Source organism: Oryzibacillus soli, from assembly GCF_051594765.1.
Classification (GTDB): Bacteria; Bacillota; Bacilli; order Paenibacillales; family NBRC-103111; genus Paenibacillus_AR.
Genome location: NZ_JBPPGJ010000019.1, coordinates 97510 through 113535, shown reverse-complemented (window position 1 = coordinate 113535; position 16026 = coordinate 97510). Strand labels below are relative to the sequence as shown.

At 47.1% G+C, this 16026-nt stretch carries 11 protein-coding genes and 1 pseudogene; 6 read left to right on the top strand and 6 right to left on the bottom strand.

What is annotated here, in order from left to right:
• Window positions 1-1056 precede the first annotated feature (1056 nt).
• The 4 genes from ACSEXW_RS22695 (at window position 1057) to ACSEXW_RS22680 (ending at window position 5194) form a co-directional block, all read left to right on the top strand.
• A complete protein-coding gene (locus tag ACSEXW_RS22695) occupies window positions 1057-1746 on the top strand; it encodes a DUF3885 domain-containing protein (protein ID WP_438448469.1) in 690 nt (229 codons plus the stop codon).
• Between the two features lie 56 nt (window positions 1747-1802).
• Window positions 1803-2324 (top strand): GNAT family N-acetyltransferase, encoded by a 522-nt coding sequence (locus ACSEXW_RS22690; protein WP_438448468.1) that lies wholly within the window; start codon window positions 1803-1805, stop codon window positions 2322-2324.
• Window positions 2325-2995: 671 nt separating this feature from the next.
• Window positions 2996-3619, top strand: a complete 624-nt coding sequence (locus tag ACSEXW_RS22685) for a hypothetical protein (protein ID WP_438448467.1) — start codon at window positions 2996-2998, stop codon at window positions 3617-3619.
• A gap of 948 nt (window positions 3620-4567) precedes the next feature.
• Window positions 4568-5194, top strand: coding sequence for a hypothetical protein (locus ACSEXW_RS22680; RefSeq protein ID WP_438448466.1), 627 nt, complete (start codon window positions 4568-4570; stop codon window positions 5192-5194).
• A 60-nt stretch (window positions 5195-5254) separates the two neighbouring features.
• Here the strand turns inward: ACSEXW_RS22680 and ACSEXW_RS22675 are convergent, their stop codons facing one another.
• The 4 genes and pseudogenes from ACSEXW_RS22675 to ACSEXW_RS22660 form a co-directional block, all read right to left on the bottom strand.
• Complete coding sequence (locus tag ACSEXW_RS22675; RefSeq protein WP_438448465.1) at window positions 5255-6814, bottom strand: hypothetical protein; 1560 nt, start codon at window positions 6812-6814, stop codon at window positions 5255-5257.
• A 475-nt stretch (window positions 6815-7289) separates the two neighbouring features.
• Window positions 7290-7781, bottom strand: a complete 492-nt coding sequence (locus ACSEXW_RS22670) for an AAA family ATPase (protein WP_438448464.1) — start codon at window positions 7779-7781, stop codon at window positions 7290-7292.
• Between the two features lie 126 nt (window positions 7782-7907).
• Window positions 7908-8288: pseudogene (locus ACSEXW_RS22665) on the bottom strand (CBO0543 family protein); the annotation flags it as partial.
• A gap of 285 nt (window positions 8289-8573) precedes the next feature.
• Window positions 8574-9443, bottom strand: coding sequence for an AraC family transcriptional regulator (locus ACSEXW_RS22660; RefSeq protein ID WP_438448463.1), 870 nt, complete (start codon window positions 9441-9443; stop codon window positions 8574-8576).
• Window positions 9444-9558: 115 nt separating this feature from the next.
• Here ACSEXW_RS22660 and ACSEXW_RS22655 point away from each other — a divergent pair, with 115 nt between their 5' ends.
• On the top strand, window positions 9559-11103 hold the full coding sequence (locus tag ACSEXW_RS22655) for a glycoside hydrolase family 31 protein (RefSeq protein WP_438448462.1): 1545 nt from the start codon (window positions 9559-9561) through the stop codon (window positions 11101-11103).
• 44 nt (window positions 11104-11147) lie between these two features.
• Here ACSEXW_RS22655 and ACSEXW_RS22650 read toward each other — a convergent pair whose 3' ends face one another.
• Window positions 11148-12149 (bottom strand): aminoglycoside phosphotransferase family protein, encoded by a 1002-nt coding sequence (locus ACSEXW_RS22650; protein WP_438448461.1) that lies wholly within the window; start codon window positions 12147-12149, stop codon window positions 11148-11150.
• A 273-nt stretch (window positions 12150-12422) separates the two neighbouring features.
• Between ACSEXW_RS22650 and ACSEXW_RS22645 the strand changes: the two genes are divergently transcribed.
• The gene (locus tag ACSEXW_RS22645; protein WP_438448460.1) at window positions 12423-14804 is read left to right on the top strand and encodes a glycoside hydrolase family 95 protein; all 2382 of its coding nucleotides are present in this window, start codon (window positions 12423-12425) and stop codon (window positions 14802-14804) included.
• A gap of 66 nt (window positions 14805-14870) precedes the next feature.
• Here ACSEXW_RS22645 and ACSEXW_RS22640 read toward each other — a convergent pair whose 3' ends face one another.
• On the bottom strand, window positions 14871-15920 hold the full coding sequence (locus ACSEXW_RS22640) for a LacI family DNA-binding transcriptional regulator (RefSeq protein ID WP_438448459.1): 1050 nt from the start codon (window positions 15918-15920) through the stop codon (window positions 14871-14873).
• Window positions 15921-16026: the final 106 nt, after the last annotated feature.

Here is a 16026-nt window from a genome sequence, read left to right as displayed (position 1 = left end):
AAGGGATTCCTGAACGAAATCGTCTTAAGGTCTTGACCCATCAAGAATTTCAATACTTATCTAAGGGCAATAAAGGGATTCATCCGATAAAGACATTGGAAAGGCGAGAAGGACTGGAAAGCCGATTGGTGGAAGAGACCTTCCCTTGATCCCATCGGCTAACCCCCAGCCATCCCGCCTCCCTGGTGAACCCCTTCGAGGAAATCGGATGAACCCTTAAAGCCCTTATAAAAGAAGTATTGAAAACCTTGAAGGATGGGTAAAGACATGGAAAGACGATTTCTTGGGCCGATTCGAAGAAGTGGACAACTACAGATAACACCGTATTCCCGCGTCGGGGGACAAGCCCCCTCGGTCGCCAAGAGGCATTTCGAGGAAGTGGATTCAGGCGACACACCCGCACCACCTAACCGCGTCGCGGCCAGTCGGGAGCCGGCTTCGCTATTGGCTTCATGCTACCTTTAAGGTGGTGGGGCGTCGGGAATACAACAACGTTATATGAAACTGCTGAAGTACAGCAATTAAACCCAATTATCTTTAAGGATGAGTACAATGCATAAAGAAGTTAAACTAATAATTGATCAATGGGATCCATTCAATCTATATCCAAAAAACAGTTATGGAATTGAATCATTAGAATTAATAAAACATGTCAGATTCTCGAATAAACCAATTTCTATAGAATTGATAAACCACTATTTAATATACATATTCAAAGAGATGTATGACCTAGAAAATAGATTTAATAAAACCGAAGAAGACTCTTTAGAAATCTCTAAAAAGCTTATTGAAATCTTGAATCGAGATTAATAAAGCAAAGAAATGTTCAGGTATTTCAAGAAGTCAGCAGCTTCATATAACACCGTATTCACACGGCGGGCCTAAAGGCCCTTGGTCTGCAGAGGCATTTCGAGGAAGCGGAATCGGCAGACAACCCTGCGAAGCTAAGTGGCGGAGCCACCCGGCGCTGGTGCGCCTTAAGCCTCTCGGGTTCGTGAATACAACAACGTTATATGCAATGGATGAATTTCAAGTATATAAGAGGAGAAAACAATAATGGATCTTAATAAGTTCTTAGAAGAACATTTTCAAAATTTAACTTTAAGTCCCCCTCTTTTTTATGGTTGGAATATTTCAATAAGATTTGAACTCGGCGATCCCCCGATTTTTAGAATAGATAAAGAACATTACATGGAACGAGTCTATAACCGATCACTTGAATTGTTTAGGGCCCTTCATGATAAAGAAGATGAAGTTTTACTAATTACGAATGCATATTATGCAGATAAACCAAAAAACAAAGTTAAGAAGTTAAATCTATATAAAAAATATATTAAGAAGAAAGAGTCTATTAGAACCCTAAGACTTGAAATACTTACAGATACTGATTGTGATCCAGACGAGACACCATATCCTAGGAATAACATGTATAGGTACTGGACTCAATGTAGGATTCGGGACTTAAATTACATTCAATTAATCAAAGCTATATGTAACCATGATGTTGGAATTAAACCAATGATCTACCATAGGGTGTATTTTATCAATATAACCAAGAAAACAATATTTCATATTTATGATGATAGAGGTTGTGATGTCATCGCATCATCTAGAGAAGAATTAATGAGTATTTATGAAGGATTTAATGATTGGATTTTAGATTATGATCGAGAAAGAATTAACAGAGTATTCTTTTCTTGGGATAGCTCGGAGAAGTCAGCCACAGCATATAGTGAGAGTTCGTGAATACAACAAAGTTATGTGGAACCGGTGCAAAACTTTTTTTTCAAGGAGGATGATTCATGGAAGAATATAAACTAGTTGAACCTTCATGTGATTATCAAGACGAATATATAAACATGATCAATGAGTGGAAGCTAACTGGAGAGAGAATGATTCCATTTATTTTGAGATATGATTGTAGCAACTTTGAGTCATTTTTAGATGAAATGTTGAAATTAAAAACCAGTACAAGCCTTAAGGAAGGTATAGTTAACAGTACGTCATTTTGGTTAATAAATAGTCAAGGAAGAGTGTTAGGCGCAACTAATATAAGACATGAATTAAACCGGAATTTACTTAATATTGGTGGACATATTGGATATGGTATAAGACCGAGTGAGAGGTTGAAGGGAAATGCTACTCGGTTATTGGCCATGGCCTTAGATAAAGCAAAATTATTAGGAATCAAAAAAGTACTAGTAACATGTGACAAAGATAATATTGGTTCAGCAAAGACTATTATTAATAATAATGGAATGCTAGATTCCGAAGATGTTGTGAATGGAACAGAAATACAAAGGTATTGGATTAAAAACGAATAAGAGATTTTTGAGGTATACCATGGAGGGACCGGCATCAGATAACACCGTTTTCACGCGGCGGGCCTGACGGCCCTTGGTCTGCAGAGGCATTTCGAGGAAGTGGAATCAGCAGACAACCCTGCACTGGCTAAGTCCGTCGGACCCGGGGCTGGCGCCCCTTAGGCCAGTGAGGGTTCGTGAATACCAGAACGTTATCTGCAATTCCTCGAAAGACTAAAAAAGAAAGAAGAGAGATAAATGACTACATACTATTTAGTTCGTCATGGAGAACCAGCATGGGGGATTAATGAAATTTACAAGCTTAGGGGGCATGGTAGAGATTTAGTACCATGACTTAAGAGAATGGCAGCCTGATCTAACATTTCAATATGATTCATTAGAACAGCTTAGGGAATTAGGTTCGGACTATGATCGACATAATGGAATTTATCCTACAGGTGAGACAAGAAGATGGGAATCAAAACAATTGGTGAAAGAACGAATAGACAAAGTAATTAATAAATATTTGTATTATAAAGATGTAATTATAGTTGGACATGGAATGGCATTTCGGACGCAGTATGATATAGAAGAGATTCCACATGCATCCATAATTGAATTTAAAAAGGATTAACTTTAGGTAGTTCATGGAAACCGAGGAAAATACCATAAAATACTAAAAGGGGTAATTTATGAAAAAGTCACTTTTGTTGCTTGTCATCGGCCTAACCTTTGGTGCAGCTTCATACGCAGGTGCTAGTTCATATTTCCAAGCTGAATTACCTACCTTTGATATCAAATTGAACGGTAATTTGATAAACAATAATGACACTGAATATCCTGTGCTCATGTATAATGATATTGCATATTTTCCTATGACATATGAATATACCCATTCTCTTGGGATTGAGAGCTCATTCTCAGAAGGGTTGTTATCGTTAACAAACAATTCAACAGACATAATTACGAAAAAACTCTACGATGCTAATATAGTTACAAGAGGTGAAAAACGCTACTTTTCCTACAGCGAACCTTACCTTGTATTTGAAAGTAAAATTGACTTTTTAACAGGTAATAACACCAAAGCTATTGATACTCTTATTAGAGTTGCAAGTAAGACGGATGCTTCAGTCATAAAGGTTTCGTTTAGGAATAATCCACGTAATGCCCCCGCAGAAATACTGTTTGATACAACCGATGCAAGAGATTACGCTGAAGATAAAATAACATTAGCTGAAATGATTGATAAAATAAACGTTAACGTGAATTATTTTCCTGTTAAAAACATAAAAGTATCGATTGATTCGAATCGTTAGTAGTTCAGCTAACGGGAAACTTTACTTCAATGGGATCTTCAGCTGCCATGCAGTTAAGGATCCCATTCTTTCGTTGAAGTAATGGGCAGTTCCAATATGTGATAAAATGAGTGGGACTAAAAATTAAAGTTGAAGTAATGACTATTAGCAAAAAAGGTCAAGAAAGATTATTGTCGGGCAAGAGCCATTCAGATGGGTAATTACTCCGTCAGCAAGAGGAGTTCAGCATGATGAAGTGAAAGGACAATTGCTCCGAGTTGATATAGAGTCAGACATCAACGAATTCTGGGTGGAGTCTCCGAATGTTGAATCACTCAATAATAAAATCGTGATACCCGCTGAAATAGCTTTAATTATTTCGCAGGCAATCATACAAGGTTGGAAACCTAGGGGGAAAGGTGTGTTATTAAGTTTCAAACATTCAGGAATCAACTGTTATCGTTGAAATAATGAGAGAGGATAGTTCCAAAATGAGATAATTGCAAACGGCCAATCAGCTTAGTCCAACTGAAATGGATATAACTATTAATGTGGAGAATTAATACTATTGAAGCTTATTACAAAGGAATTCAAGAAAATTGTAGTCGACAATTATCCATTTCTTTGTGTAATCGACCAAAGATCTGAAAACGAGCACATTAGTTTTAAGATTTATCCGTCCAATACGAAAACATCATATTTCTTGATATTCTTCTCTTGGAAGATCAATTGGGCAACGAATCTTTGCCAACCAATGGTTTGTGCTAAGTTAATTCATTACGCCATTAGCAGAGGTTGGGACTATAAATCTAAACATGCTGTGCTCGAACTCCAAGATGGAGACATTCTGGTAGGTCGACTCGGTTTGGATGAAATAATTCGGTAACGGTACGCGTTTTGGCTATCGGCTAAACCCTAACGGGAGGATAGTACCAATATGTGGTACTATTGCTTATGAGGTGATTATCTATGAATTGGTTACAAGGAGGCCCTTTATTAGAGCTTAGCTTTATAATTAAAGAACCAATCCAGATAGAAAGAGTCGTCTCTAGGTTGGAGAACGCTGACGTTAAAATAGAGGTTCACAACTCTCTGGAATACCTCCGACAATACTACGAGGGCTATCTTTATGATGTAGACGATCCTCATAGTGTAATGATCCATCAAATAACACTCAACTTAACTGTACATACAACCCGGCTAAGAAGAGCTTTACTATTTGTTGAAAAAATAAGTTCAAATCTAGTGTCATTTTCGATTTGTTTTTACGGAGATGTAGACGATGCCCCAGAGTGGAATCAGCCCGGTGTAAGAGATGATGAGTTAGATGAGTTCATACGCCTTCTGATCTCACTCTATAGGGAATTAGAGTATAGTGTGGGCAGTTTAGCAATAGAAGAAGATATCAAGGGTCTTTTTGACGTTAATGAAGGATGGCCAAATGAAAAATATCAACTAGTAAATCTTAATTTCAAAGATAATCTACAAAAGTTTCAGGCCCTATTAATGGACCAGTCATTAAAGGACAACTTACTTGACGAACAGTACACACTAATAGATAACTCGTATTTACTTTACCGAAACGCGTTACGTTAACGAAGAACGTTAGTTAGATTACCAGAACTAACGGCAACTGGATGAGCTGCCGTTATCATTTTACCCGGTAATTTCGTATGTCCGGAGCTTCATGATATTTGAGCCTTGCTCTTCGTGAAGGCCGCCCGTAGATGTTAATAAGTGAATGCTCCCATTCTCGTCTATAAACGAGTCTGACAGATAACCCTTCACACGATGGCGGGATATGAGGGTAAAATCCACATCATATAACTCCAAGACGGAATCGTGTCTTAAGACAAGAATCCTGTTTGATGGGGCGAAGTGGAGAATTGTGGCGTCGCCCCCTTCCAGTTTCCTGCGGCAGGTAACGTCCCCCCGTTCCCAATCCAGCAGGAGCATCTCATGATCTCCGACGATTAGGGCGTGCAGATTTCCGTCGGGGGACAGAGCCCCCGGGCTTATGGATTTCGGGAGTAATGTACCAATAGTAATTTCGCCTGCCGGCGCTAATGTTTCCGTGAGGCGAAAAATCGTAAATCCAAGAGGGCCTTGTGCTTCCAAATAGCATCCTATGTAGATCATGCCATTGGGGTCTTGGAACATCCATGTACCCGAATCCCACTTCAACCTCGGGAGATGGTAGCAGGCCACGCTCTCTCCCTTTTCGTTCAACCGGTAAACCCGGTTAACCCCCATTTCGGCATGATAGTCATGAACATAACGGAAATGTCCATAAAGGGTTGGAATGTGAAACCTTCCGATGAAACTTATTCTCCATCGCTCCTCTCCGTCGGGTCCGAATTCGTACAAGTCTTCGCCTCTTCGGGACTTGGAGTATTCGGAAGCAAGGAAACCGCCGTCCGGAAGAAGAAGGATCGGTTGTGCGCCCAACGGATACGGGTAGCTGGTGAGGGGAGTGCCCTGATCACTAAATAGATAACAGCGGTCGGAGAAGAAAGCGAACCGGCCATGGCCAAAGAGCAGGTGGTGACCGGAGTAAATATCATATTGCAACGGCTTTGCATCCCACAAGGGGATAAGCTTTCCATCGTTCGAATGCCTGAAGATGTACTCCGTCTCGTATTGCTTCTCATACCGGTTGAACGGAGGGATTCCCATTAAGTGCTTAGCCCTTACTGCGCCTTCCATCTCGGTGATTAGCTTAAGACGGGTCTGGTTACGGACCCGGTTGGCCTGTTTCTGGTTGAGCCGATACGCCTCAATGGCCGGTAGGTTCCGAGTACGGCGGAAGGCCGGTGGGCCCTCTTCTTTCAGTATGCGTTCATCTATCCACAAGGCTAACCCGAGGAAATCCTGAAGAAGCCCGAGCAGCAGTTCCGTTTCGCCGCACCGGAAAACCTCTTTTAAGAGTGGCGCTTCTTCTATGCTGTATCCCAAGTGTTCCAGAAATTTGACTGGATTCCCTTTATGCTGAAGACCGTAGCCGTTATCCGTTTGATGGAGGGCAACCCTCTTCCCGCCTTGGAAGAGAGCAACTCGCAGCATATCATCATCGAAGTATTCTACGGACAAGACAACGGAGGTGATCTTTTTCGAGAGGCGCTGCCCATGTTTAGCGGCTGTCCCAACCTCCAAGGCATCTCCTAAAAATGTAGTCCACCCCTCCGATAGATGATAGACATGGAGGTCGTTAACCAAACCGTCCGCTTCTGACGCAGATAGACCCCGTACGTGCAAATGTGCAAAAGTAGTGCCCATCTTAACCTCCAAATTTAACTTGTAGTCCAGTGTTCGAAACACCGGTTTCGAATGGATATTTCGACAAAACAATCATATTTCCTCTATATAACAACAGGTTCGCAGTATGGAAGTTAGCTCGCGGCAGATTAGCTCGTGAATCTGATGTCATCGTATATTCCAATAGTTAAGGACGAGTATGATTCCGAAAGAGCTGATAGACCTAACGCAAAACTATAGCTTAATAAAGAATGACTGCCGCGGATTGGAAGTCATTCTTGTTAGGTAACATTATAACGAACACCATTAATAAACTTTATTTTCCCGCACCACAGTCGGCCTAATCCATATGAAAATCCAGAAAAAAGGAGCAGCGAGGATTAACCCTCCTGCTCTCTTTGTGCTTCGAATCTTCGGTGTTTCCTGACTCCTTCATTTATGAATGCAGTTGTATTTCTTGTAGATGTTCTACCCACTGTCTAATTTGTTCCGCGGTAAGCTCAACATGTGAATATGAGGTGTCAATAATCGGAGTCCCTGTATGTTGAGCATAGCGTAAGAGCTCATTAGCAAGGATATTGGTATGATAGATCCCTTCAGGCGTCCAGCGGCCTCTTTCTAATAACCGGTTCGTTCTTTCTTCATCGTTACAGTGGAGGAGCAAATAGTGAATGGGTGAAAACAAACGCTCCATATCCGTCAGGTAAACATTGTAAGGATAAGGAACACTGCCAAACAAAATGGTCTGATAGCCTTTTTGTGCATTCTCGTAGGCGATTTGGACCCAACGAAAGCAGGCCGTCATAAAATCCTGCCCCTGAACTAAAGGATCCATGTCATAGACCATAAAGTCTCTTCCTATCTTTCGCGACAAGATATTCGCTATTGTCGTTTTTCCAGCCCCGCTTATTCCTGCAACGATATACAAAGGGAATCCCACCGGATCACACCCCAGTCTAGATATATAAGCAGTATATGTACCCACTTATACGACGCAAGGGCTTTTATATAAATGGGCAATTGGCCGATGATGGTTCCGATTGTTGGGATGATGTTAGTTTTGCCTGTCTGGAGACGTTTTTAATACCATCCAGCGAGCGGTGCATGCAGAGATAACAAAGAAAGCAAAGGAGATACTTAACGTCCAGGGTTCAGACTTATAAAATCCTATCCAAATAAACAGCGGCTGACCAATAAAGGCCATTATGCCGGCGGTGATTAGTATCGCAGTGAGAAATCGACGGAAGGTTGTGTTATAGAACTGATAAATGGTCATCATGACGAAGGGGACAAGCACGTAATCATGAGGAAAGAGAGGAGGTACAAGCCCCAATAGTTTGTCCGGATATGACCATATCAAGAACCGGTCCGCGCCTATATGATTGGCAATTACCCCCATGAGTGCGATCAGACAACCGAACAGAAGAATTTGATGAAGGCGACGTTTATCGGCGTATCGCCATCATATAAAGTAAGGGATCACTGTAAGTGCTAATAGCAACCACCAATTCCAACTCCACAATTCATCATTTACCCAGTGTTCGTTCTGAACATTTCTTAGTGCAATTTTTGCTTTCTCTACGTCTTCAAAAGTGGGGGATGACAATTCCTTCTGCTCCTTTCAATGTCGAGTCATACTTCTTATCATCCCTCCTAAGGACCATCCATATACAAGAACACCACAATATGGTTGTGTATGACCGATTTTTACACATGGCAATTATTCGTAATAAATCGCACGGAAGGGGAATTCCAACGTCTTCAACCGATATTCTTTCGGGGTCATGGACATATACTCTCGGAATATTTTGCCGAAGTAGCTTGGGCTATCGAAGCCGCATCGCTGCCCGATCTCATGAATAGGCAGATCCGTGGTACGGAGTAAGGTAATGGCAGCCTCCACCCGCCGGTCTCTCAGAACATTCAGGGGCGAGGTTTGCTCGGACCGTTGGAACAGCCTGCACAAGTGATGCTTGTTGACCCCGCAGTGTTCCGATAGGATGGCTAGAGTGACTTCCGATGCGTAATGCTCCCGCATGTATTTCTTGGCTTTCTGAATGATGGAGCTGGAGGTGGCACTGATCTCATGGCCCTTTTCCCTGCTCGTGCGGACCAGTGTCAGCATCCATTCATAAACCAGGGAGGACAAGGCATACTTATCGGTCACTTTCTCCTCGACAACGGTATGAAGGAGCTTCCAAAAGCCTTGGATCAAGGGGGAGTCGGAGTCTCTCTCGATAACCGGTCCCTCCTGCTCCATGACCAGGTCCCAGATGCGGTTGGCCTCATCCCCGCGCAAATTAATCCAGATGAATTCCCACGGGTCCTTATCTTCAAGGTAATAATACCGATGCTGACTGGGGACCTTCACCAGAAACCCGAAGCCCTTCGGTAACGGAAGGGTTCGATGCCCATAGTCGATATAGCCTTGTCCGCTCAGCGTATATTGAAAAATCACATGACCGCAATCCGGCCGTTCATCACCGGAGAAGCTGTATTCCGTGCTGTTAATCTTCGACCAGCCGATGGAATCCAGGGTCAATATCGAATTATCTTCATTGCGGAATGCATATGAAGCAGGCTCAAGCATAATGTGTTCCTCCTGCATATATAGGTCAATTTTATTATATTGTATATCAATACATTAAGATTGTCTTCGCACGGCGGGAGCAGTAAGATCGGGGTATACCCAAAGGAGGGATTGGATGACAACCCAGAATCTTATGCTGGAACTGCTCCCGGGCGAATGCTGGTGGGGAGGACGAGCAGCCGACGGACGTCAGATGCCCTACGGCGCAGCAACCATAACCCGCGTAGACTTGGCCTCCAGCCATAATGGAAACCAAGCCTGCCCGCTCTTAATCTCCAACAAGGGCCGATACGTTTGGAGCGATGAACCGTTTGTTTTTGAATTTGCAGATGGGCATCTGAAGGTGACAGAGGGGAAGGGGAAGCTGCTCGCAGGTGAAGGGTACGATAGCTTGCGTGGGGTATATCAGTATGTCTCCCGCACCTTCTTCCCGCCAGAGCCTCGGCTTCCCGAAGAATTGTTGTTCACCGCCCCCCAATATAACCTGTGGATCGAGCTGCTCTATGAACCGACGCAAGAGAAGGTATTGGAATACGCGAAGCAGGTGTTGGCCCACGGCATGCCTCCGGGTGTGATTATGATCGACGACAACTGGCATGAGCCCTATGGAAACTGGGTGTTCCATTCGGGACGCTTTCCTCAACCGAAGCGCATGATCCAGGAGCTTCACGAGCTGGGTTTTAAGGTCATGCTGTGGGTGTGCCCGTTCGTCAGTCCGGATTCCCGCGCCTTCCGGCAGCTCGAGCCGTCAGGCTTCCTCTTGAAAGATCGCAACGGGAAGACGGCGCTTCGAAAATGGTGGAACGGCTACAGTGCCGTCCTGGACTGTACGAACCCGGAAGCGGTCCGTTGGATTCATAAGGAGCTAGATCTGCTGCAAACCGAGTATGGGGTGGATGGCTTCAAGCTGGATGCCGGTGACGCGGAGTTCTATGAACCGGACGATCAGACTTACGTGGCGGGGACATCCCCCAGCGGTCAGAGTGAGGCTTGGGCACGGGTTGGACTCCGGTATAGACTGAATGAATACCGGGCCTGCTGGAAGCTGGCCGGACAGCCATTGGTCCAGAGACTGAAGGATAAGCGCCATGTATGGGAGGGGAACGGGTTGGAAGCCTTGATCCCGGATGGTCTGGCGCAAGGCTTGCTGGGCTATGCCTTCACCTGTCCCGATATGATTGGCGGAGGGGAGTTCATGAGCTTCACTTCGGCCAATGTGGACCAGGAGTTGTTCGTCCGTTCGGCCCAATGCTCCGCCCTGTTCCCCATGATGCAGTTCTCGGCGGCGCCGTGGCGGGTGTTAGATGCCGAGCATCTGCAGTACTGCGTGGAGGCGGCGCGGCTTCACGTGAAGCTCGGCGAGGAAATTCTGGAGCTGGCGAAGCAATCCGCCCATACCGGAGAGCCCATTCTGAGGCACATGGCCTATGATTTCCCGGATGAAGGGATGGAAGCCATTCAGGATCAATTTATGCTGGGCAGATCTCTATTGGTAGCACCTGCCGTAGTGAAGGGGATGAGATCCCGAACGGTGGTCTTGCCTGCCGGGACATGGCTCGGTGATGACGGAAGCCTTGTTGAAGGTCCTGTGACGCTGGAGATTGAAGTTCCGCTTAACAGACTGCCGTGGTACAGAAGACATGAATCCTACCGCGAATAACAGCAGCAGCAGCTCGTAGATGAGCTGCTGCTGTTCTTGTCATGCTATAAGGTCTTCATTTCATAGATTTTTTGGAGAGTACGGACATGCTTCCTCTTCTCGTCTTCAGACTCCGTGTGGAGATATCCCTCCACAAGCCTGTATCCGAATAAGAGCAGGATGATCTCATACATACAAGGATCGGCGATTCGGGACACATCCGCATATTCCGAAAAGCCTTTGTAATACAAGGGGATGCATCGCTGGTAATGCTCGACCATACAATCGATATCCGGTTCATCCGCGATCAGGCTTGCGAGATCCTCGCCCAGGTAGCCCCATCCGCTGGTATCCCAATCGATGAGCGCGAAATTCCCGTTCGCATAGATAAGGTTGTTGACCCAGAAGTCCCGGTGACACAGCACGAGGGGCAATTGATCAATACGGGCGAATATCTCCTCTGCTTGCTCATCGATGTCTATGAGCATGTGCCGTACGTTAGGTGGCAATTCGCAGTCTCCCGATCGAATATAATCGTAGACGACCGGCCAAGAACGGTAATGCAAATACGTATTCTTCATGAGCCCCGCATGGCTCAGGTTGGTCAGGCTCTGCAGCACGGCGGGTTGCTCCGCATACAGCCTGCCTTGAAAGCGACCTAACTTCAATGCGGCCTTGTCATACATGTCGCCGGTCAAGTCCAATCCGGTTACACCATCGATATATTCCAGCCACAAATGGTATTCATCCTCGGTATGGAACTCGGCATGATAACATGTCGGCCAGCGGAGAGCTTCCGAGAAGGTCGCTCCCAAGTCAGATGAATATAGATCATATTCCCGACGCCATGAACCCGGATCGCCGTAACGCTCCCATTTCTTCTGGATCTTCAGTACGATACGGTACGACAATCGTTCCCCTTCTGCGGTTTCGGCAGTCCCTGATAGGAGCTGCACTTCTCCCACGGTTCCGCCCTTTAACGGAATAGCCTGGTAGTCGGCCGTGATGATTTCCTTCTTGAACTGTTGGCTTAAGGCATAGATTAGCGTATCGAGTTTAATGTTCATTCCCCCATTTTCTGCTTGTATCAGCTGTTTACATGATTATATCAAATGCAATCCCTTATTTTGGGAAGAGTTTCATTATAACGGTTCTGTCCGTTAACGGGTTTGGTTGGTCATAATGGTTACGAGACAAGGACTTAAGTATGGGGTTGTAATCGCTGCCGCCCGGCTGTAAGATAGGGATAGCAGTATTTGTTACCGGTAACAAAAAAGATGACCGACTACAGCCGGCAGTCGCTGCGCCGATTCCAAGTGGGAATAGAAGGAGAGATGGGAATGAAGCTGATCTATCATAAACCGGCCAAACAATGGACGGAAGCTTTGCCAATAGGAAATGGCCGGCTCGGTGCCATGATATTCGGCGGGATTGAAAAAGAAATCATTCAATTGAACGAAGACACGCTTTGGTCGGGAGGTCCGAAGAACTGGAATAACCCCCGTGCCCAAGATGTACTCTCCACCGTGCGCCGGCTCGTGGCGGAAGGTCAATACACGGAAGCCGACCGGATGTGCAGGGAGATGCAGGGCCCCTACACCCAGTCGTATCTGCCCTTCGGGGATCTCTCGATTGTCTTCGGACATGGAGATCTTGCGCACTCCTATCGCAGGGAGCTGATCCTGCAGGAAGGGGTATCCCGCGTCGAGTATAGGGTGGGAGACGTTCAGTATACCAGGGAGCTGTTCGCATCCTATCCTGGCCAAATGATTGCCATACGGATCCAATCCAGCCACGTAGGAATGGTGGATTTCACCGCAAGGTTGGACAGCAAGCTGCGGGCCCGGACGTTCCCGAATGACGGCCAGTGGATGATTCAAGGCAAGGCGCCGGTGCATGTGGCGCCCAGTTATTACCGTGTCGATCAGCCGATTGTGTATGAGGAAGAGGGGGGCAGCGAAGGGATGGCCTTTGAAGGCCGGCTCTCGGTTGTATCCGATGACGGCAGCGTCTGGGTCGACCATGATGGGATTCATGTCCGCAAGGCGACGGGAGTGACATTGTACTTTAGTGCCGCTACGAGCTTCAATGGGTTTGACCGTTCACCCGGCAAGGAGGGGAAGGACCCGGGGGAGATGGCGTCCTCGTATTTGACCAGGGCATTGGAGCAATCCTACCAGGCCCATCGGGAAGAGCATGTCCGGGACTATCGGAATTTGTTCGACCGTGTGGACATCCGATTGGGAGAAACGGTCAGTCCGGCTGATCTGCCGACGGACAAGAGAATACCCCAATATGGAGCCTCGGACCCGGGGCTGGTCGAGCTGTTGTTTCAATACGGCCGGTACCTGATGATCGCCAGCTCCCGCCCCGGAACCCATCCTGCCAATCTCCAGGGCATCTGGAACAAAGAGACACGGCCCCCGTGGAGCAGCAATTATACCTTGAACATCAATACCGAAATGAACTATTGGCCTGCAGAAACCTGTAATTTGCCGGAGTGTCACCAGCCGCTGCTGGAATATATCGGCCGTCTATCGGTTACCGGAAGGGAAACCGCACGAATCAATTACGGCGCTCGTGGATGGACTGCCCATCATAACTCGGATATTTGGGCTCAAAGCGCACCTGCAGGCGACTATGGTCATGGTGACCCGGTCTGGGCGAACTGGCCCATGGCGGGTGCCTGGCTGTCCCAGCATCTGTGGGAGCATTACGCTTTCGGCAGAGATGAACATTTTCTTCGCAGCAAGGCCTATCCGATTATGAGAGAAGCGGCGTTGTTCTGCTTGGATTGGCTGATCCCGGATCAGGACGGGTATCTGATGACGGTGCCCTCCACGTCGCCGGAGCACAAGTTCCGAACGGAGGGGGGCTCCTTGGCGGCTGTAAGCGCGGCATCGACCATGGATTTGTCACTCATCTGGGACTTGTTTACAAACTGCCTTGAAGCAGCGGAGGTACTTGGGACAGACGAGGCTTTCCGGGGAAAGTTAGAGGAGGCCAGAAGCAGGCTGTTCCCGCTGCAGGTCGGACGGTATGGTCAACTGCAGGAGTGGTACAAGGACTTCGAGGATCAGGATATCCATCACCGTCATGTTTCCCACTTGTTCGGCGTATATCCGGGACGGCAATGGAATGAAGAGACAGCACCCGTATGGTTCAACGCGGCTCGTAAGTCGCTGGAATGTCGTGGCGATGGAGGAACCGGCTGGAGCCTCGGTTGGAAGATCAATCTATGGGCCCGTTTCCAGGAAGGGGACCGGGCGCTGCAGCTGGTCTCCAACCTACTGCAGCTTGTAGAAACCGAGGATATGGGGGAAGGGGGAGGCGTGTATGCCAATCTATTCGATGCGCACCCGCCATTCCAGATCGACGGCAACTTCGCAGCCACGGCCGGGGTTGCCGAGCTGCTGCTTCAATCGCATCGGGGATTTCTCCATTTGCTGCCGGCACTTCCGGCTGCATGGTCTTCCGGCTGCATAAGTGGGTTAAGGGCGCGCGGGGGCTTTGAAGTCCGAATGCAATGGGATCATGGCAAGCTAGGCGAAGCGCAGATCCTATCCTTGAACGGCGAACCTTGTACCATCTATTCGGAGACGCCGCTCCAGGTTGCAGATGACAGCGGAAATCCCGTTGCGATGTCCAACTCGGCTCATCCCGGCTGCCACATGTTCCCGACGAAAGCAGGAGCGCGATATACGCTCAAACAAGTTCTTTAACACGATGATCCTTGTACCCCAAGCCCTTTGCCTGAACCAGGTGAAGGGCTTGAGGTGTTTGCAGCCTTATGAACCGGGCTTGGCCGTAGATTGGCGGATGATGAGCTCGGCAGGAAGCACGATTCTGCGGGATGATGGGGGAGCGGTTCCTTGGATTCGCTCGATCAAGAGCTGCGTACCCAAGTATCCCATGTCATACGCGGGCTGCTTGGCGATGGTCAAGAAGGGATTATAATCGGGGATGATGTCAGGATCGTCGAAGCAAGTCAAGGATATCTCTTCCGGCACTCGAATCTGGAGCGTGCGCAACGCACGAAGCGTATTCACCCCGATAAAGTTGTTGGCCGCCAGGATGGCTGTGGGGCGTTCACCTTGTTGGAGCGAGACAAGCTTCCGGATGATCTCGTCGAAGTTGTCTTGCTTCAGCTGGGTTTCGATTAAATAAGCCGGGTTGGGTTCGATCCCGGATAGCTGTAAGGTCTCCAGGAATGCTTGAGCCCGCTCTCGGGTATTGGACATAGCGACCGGGCCATTCATAAGGGCGATCTTCTTATGGCCTAACTTGATCAGATGCCGGACTAACTGGCGGGTGGTCTGAAGGTTGTCTCCGGCCACCGAATCTGCAGGAACGGCTTCGACCGTGCGGTCCACATAAACGAAGGGAATTCTGCGTTTCACCAGCTTCTTCACATTCGCGGCGGAACCATCCCCGGCGGGGACGATCAGGGCGCCGTCCACACCGGAGGACATCAGCGTATTGATATATAGGGCTTCTTTCTCCATGTTCTCATCTGTATTGCCTAGAATGAGCTGATAGCCGAGTTGATGGGCTTTATCCTCCGCACCTCTTGCAATATTGGTGAAGAAAGGGTTGGAGATGTCCGGGATAACCAATGCCACAGACCGGGTTTCCTTCGAGGTCAGGCTTCGCGCTTGTTTGTTGGGGACATAGTCCAGCTCCTGGATGACTTGCTCCACCTTCAGCCGAGTGGATTCCTTGATCGATGGGGATTTGTTGATGACACGGGATACGGTCATTGGGGAAACATTCGCTCGTTTCGCTACATCGTATATGGTGACCATGGCTTGCTCCCTCTCGTACGTTCTATTTCCCATGATGGAGCATCTTCCTCTTTTTTTCAAGTTGGGCTGATTGACGGCCTATACCCCTCGTGCTATTATTTTGGTATCGGTAACAAAGTAATAACAATGAAGGAGGTTA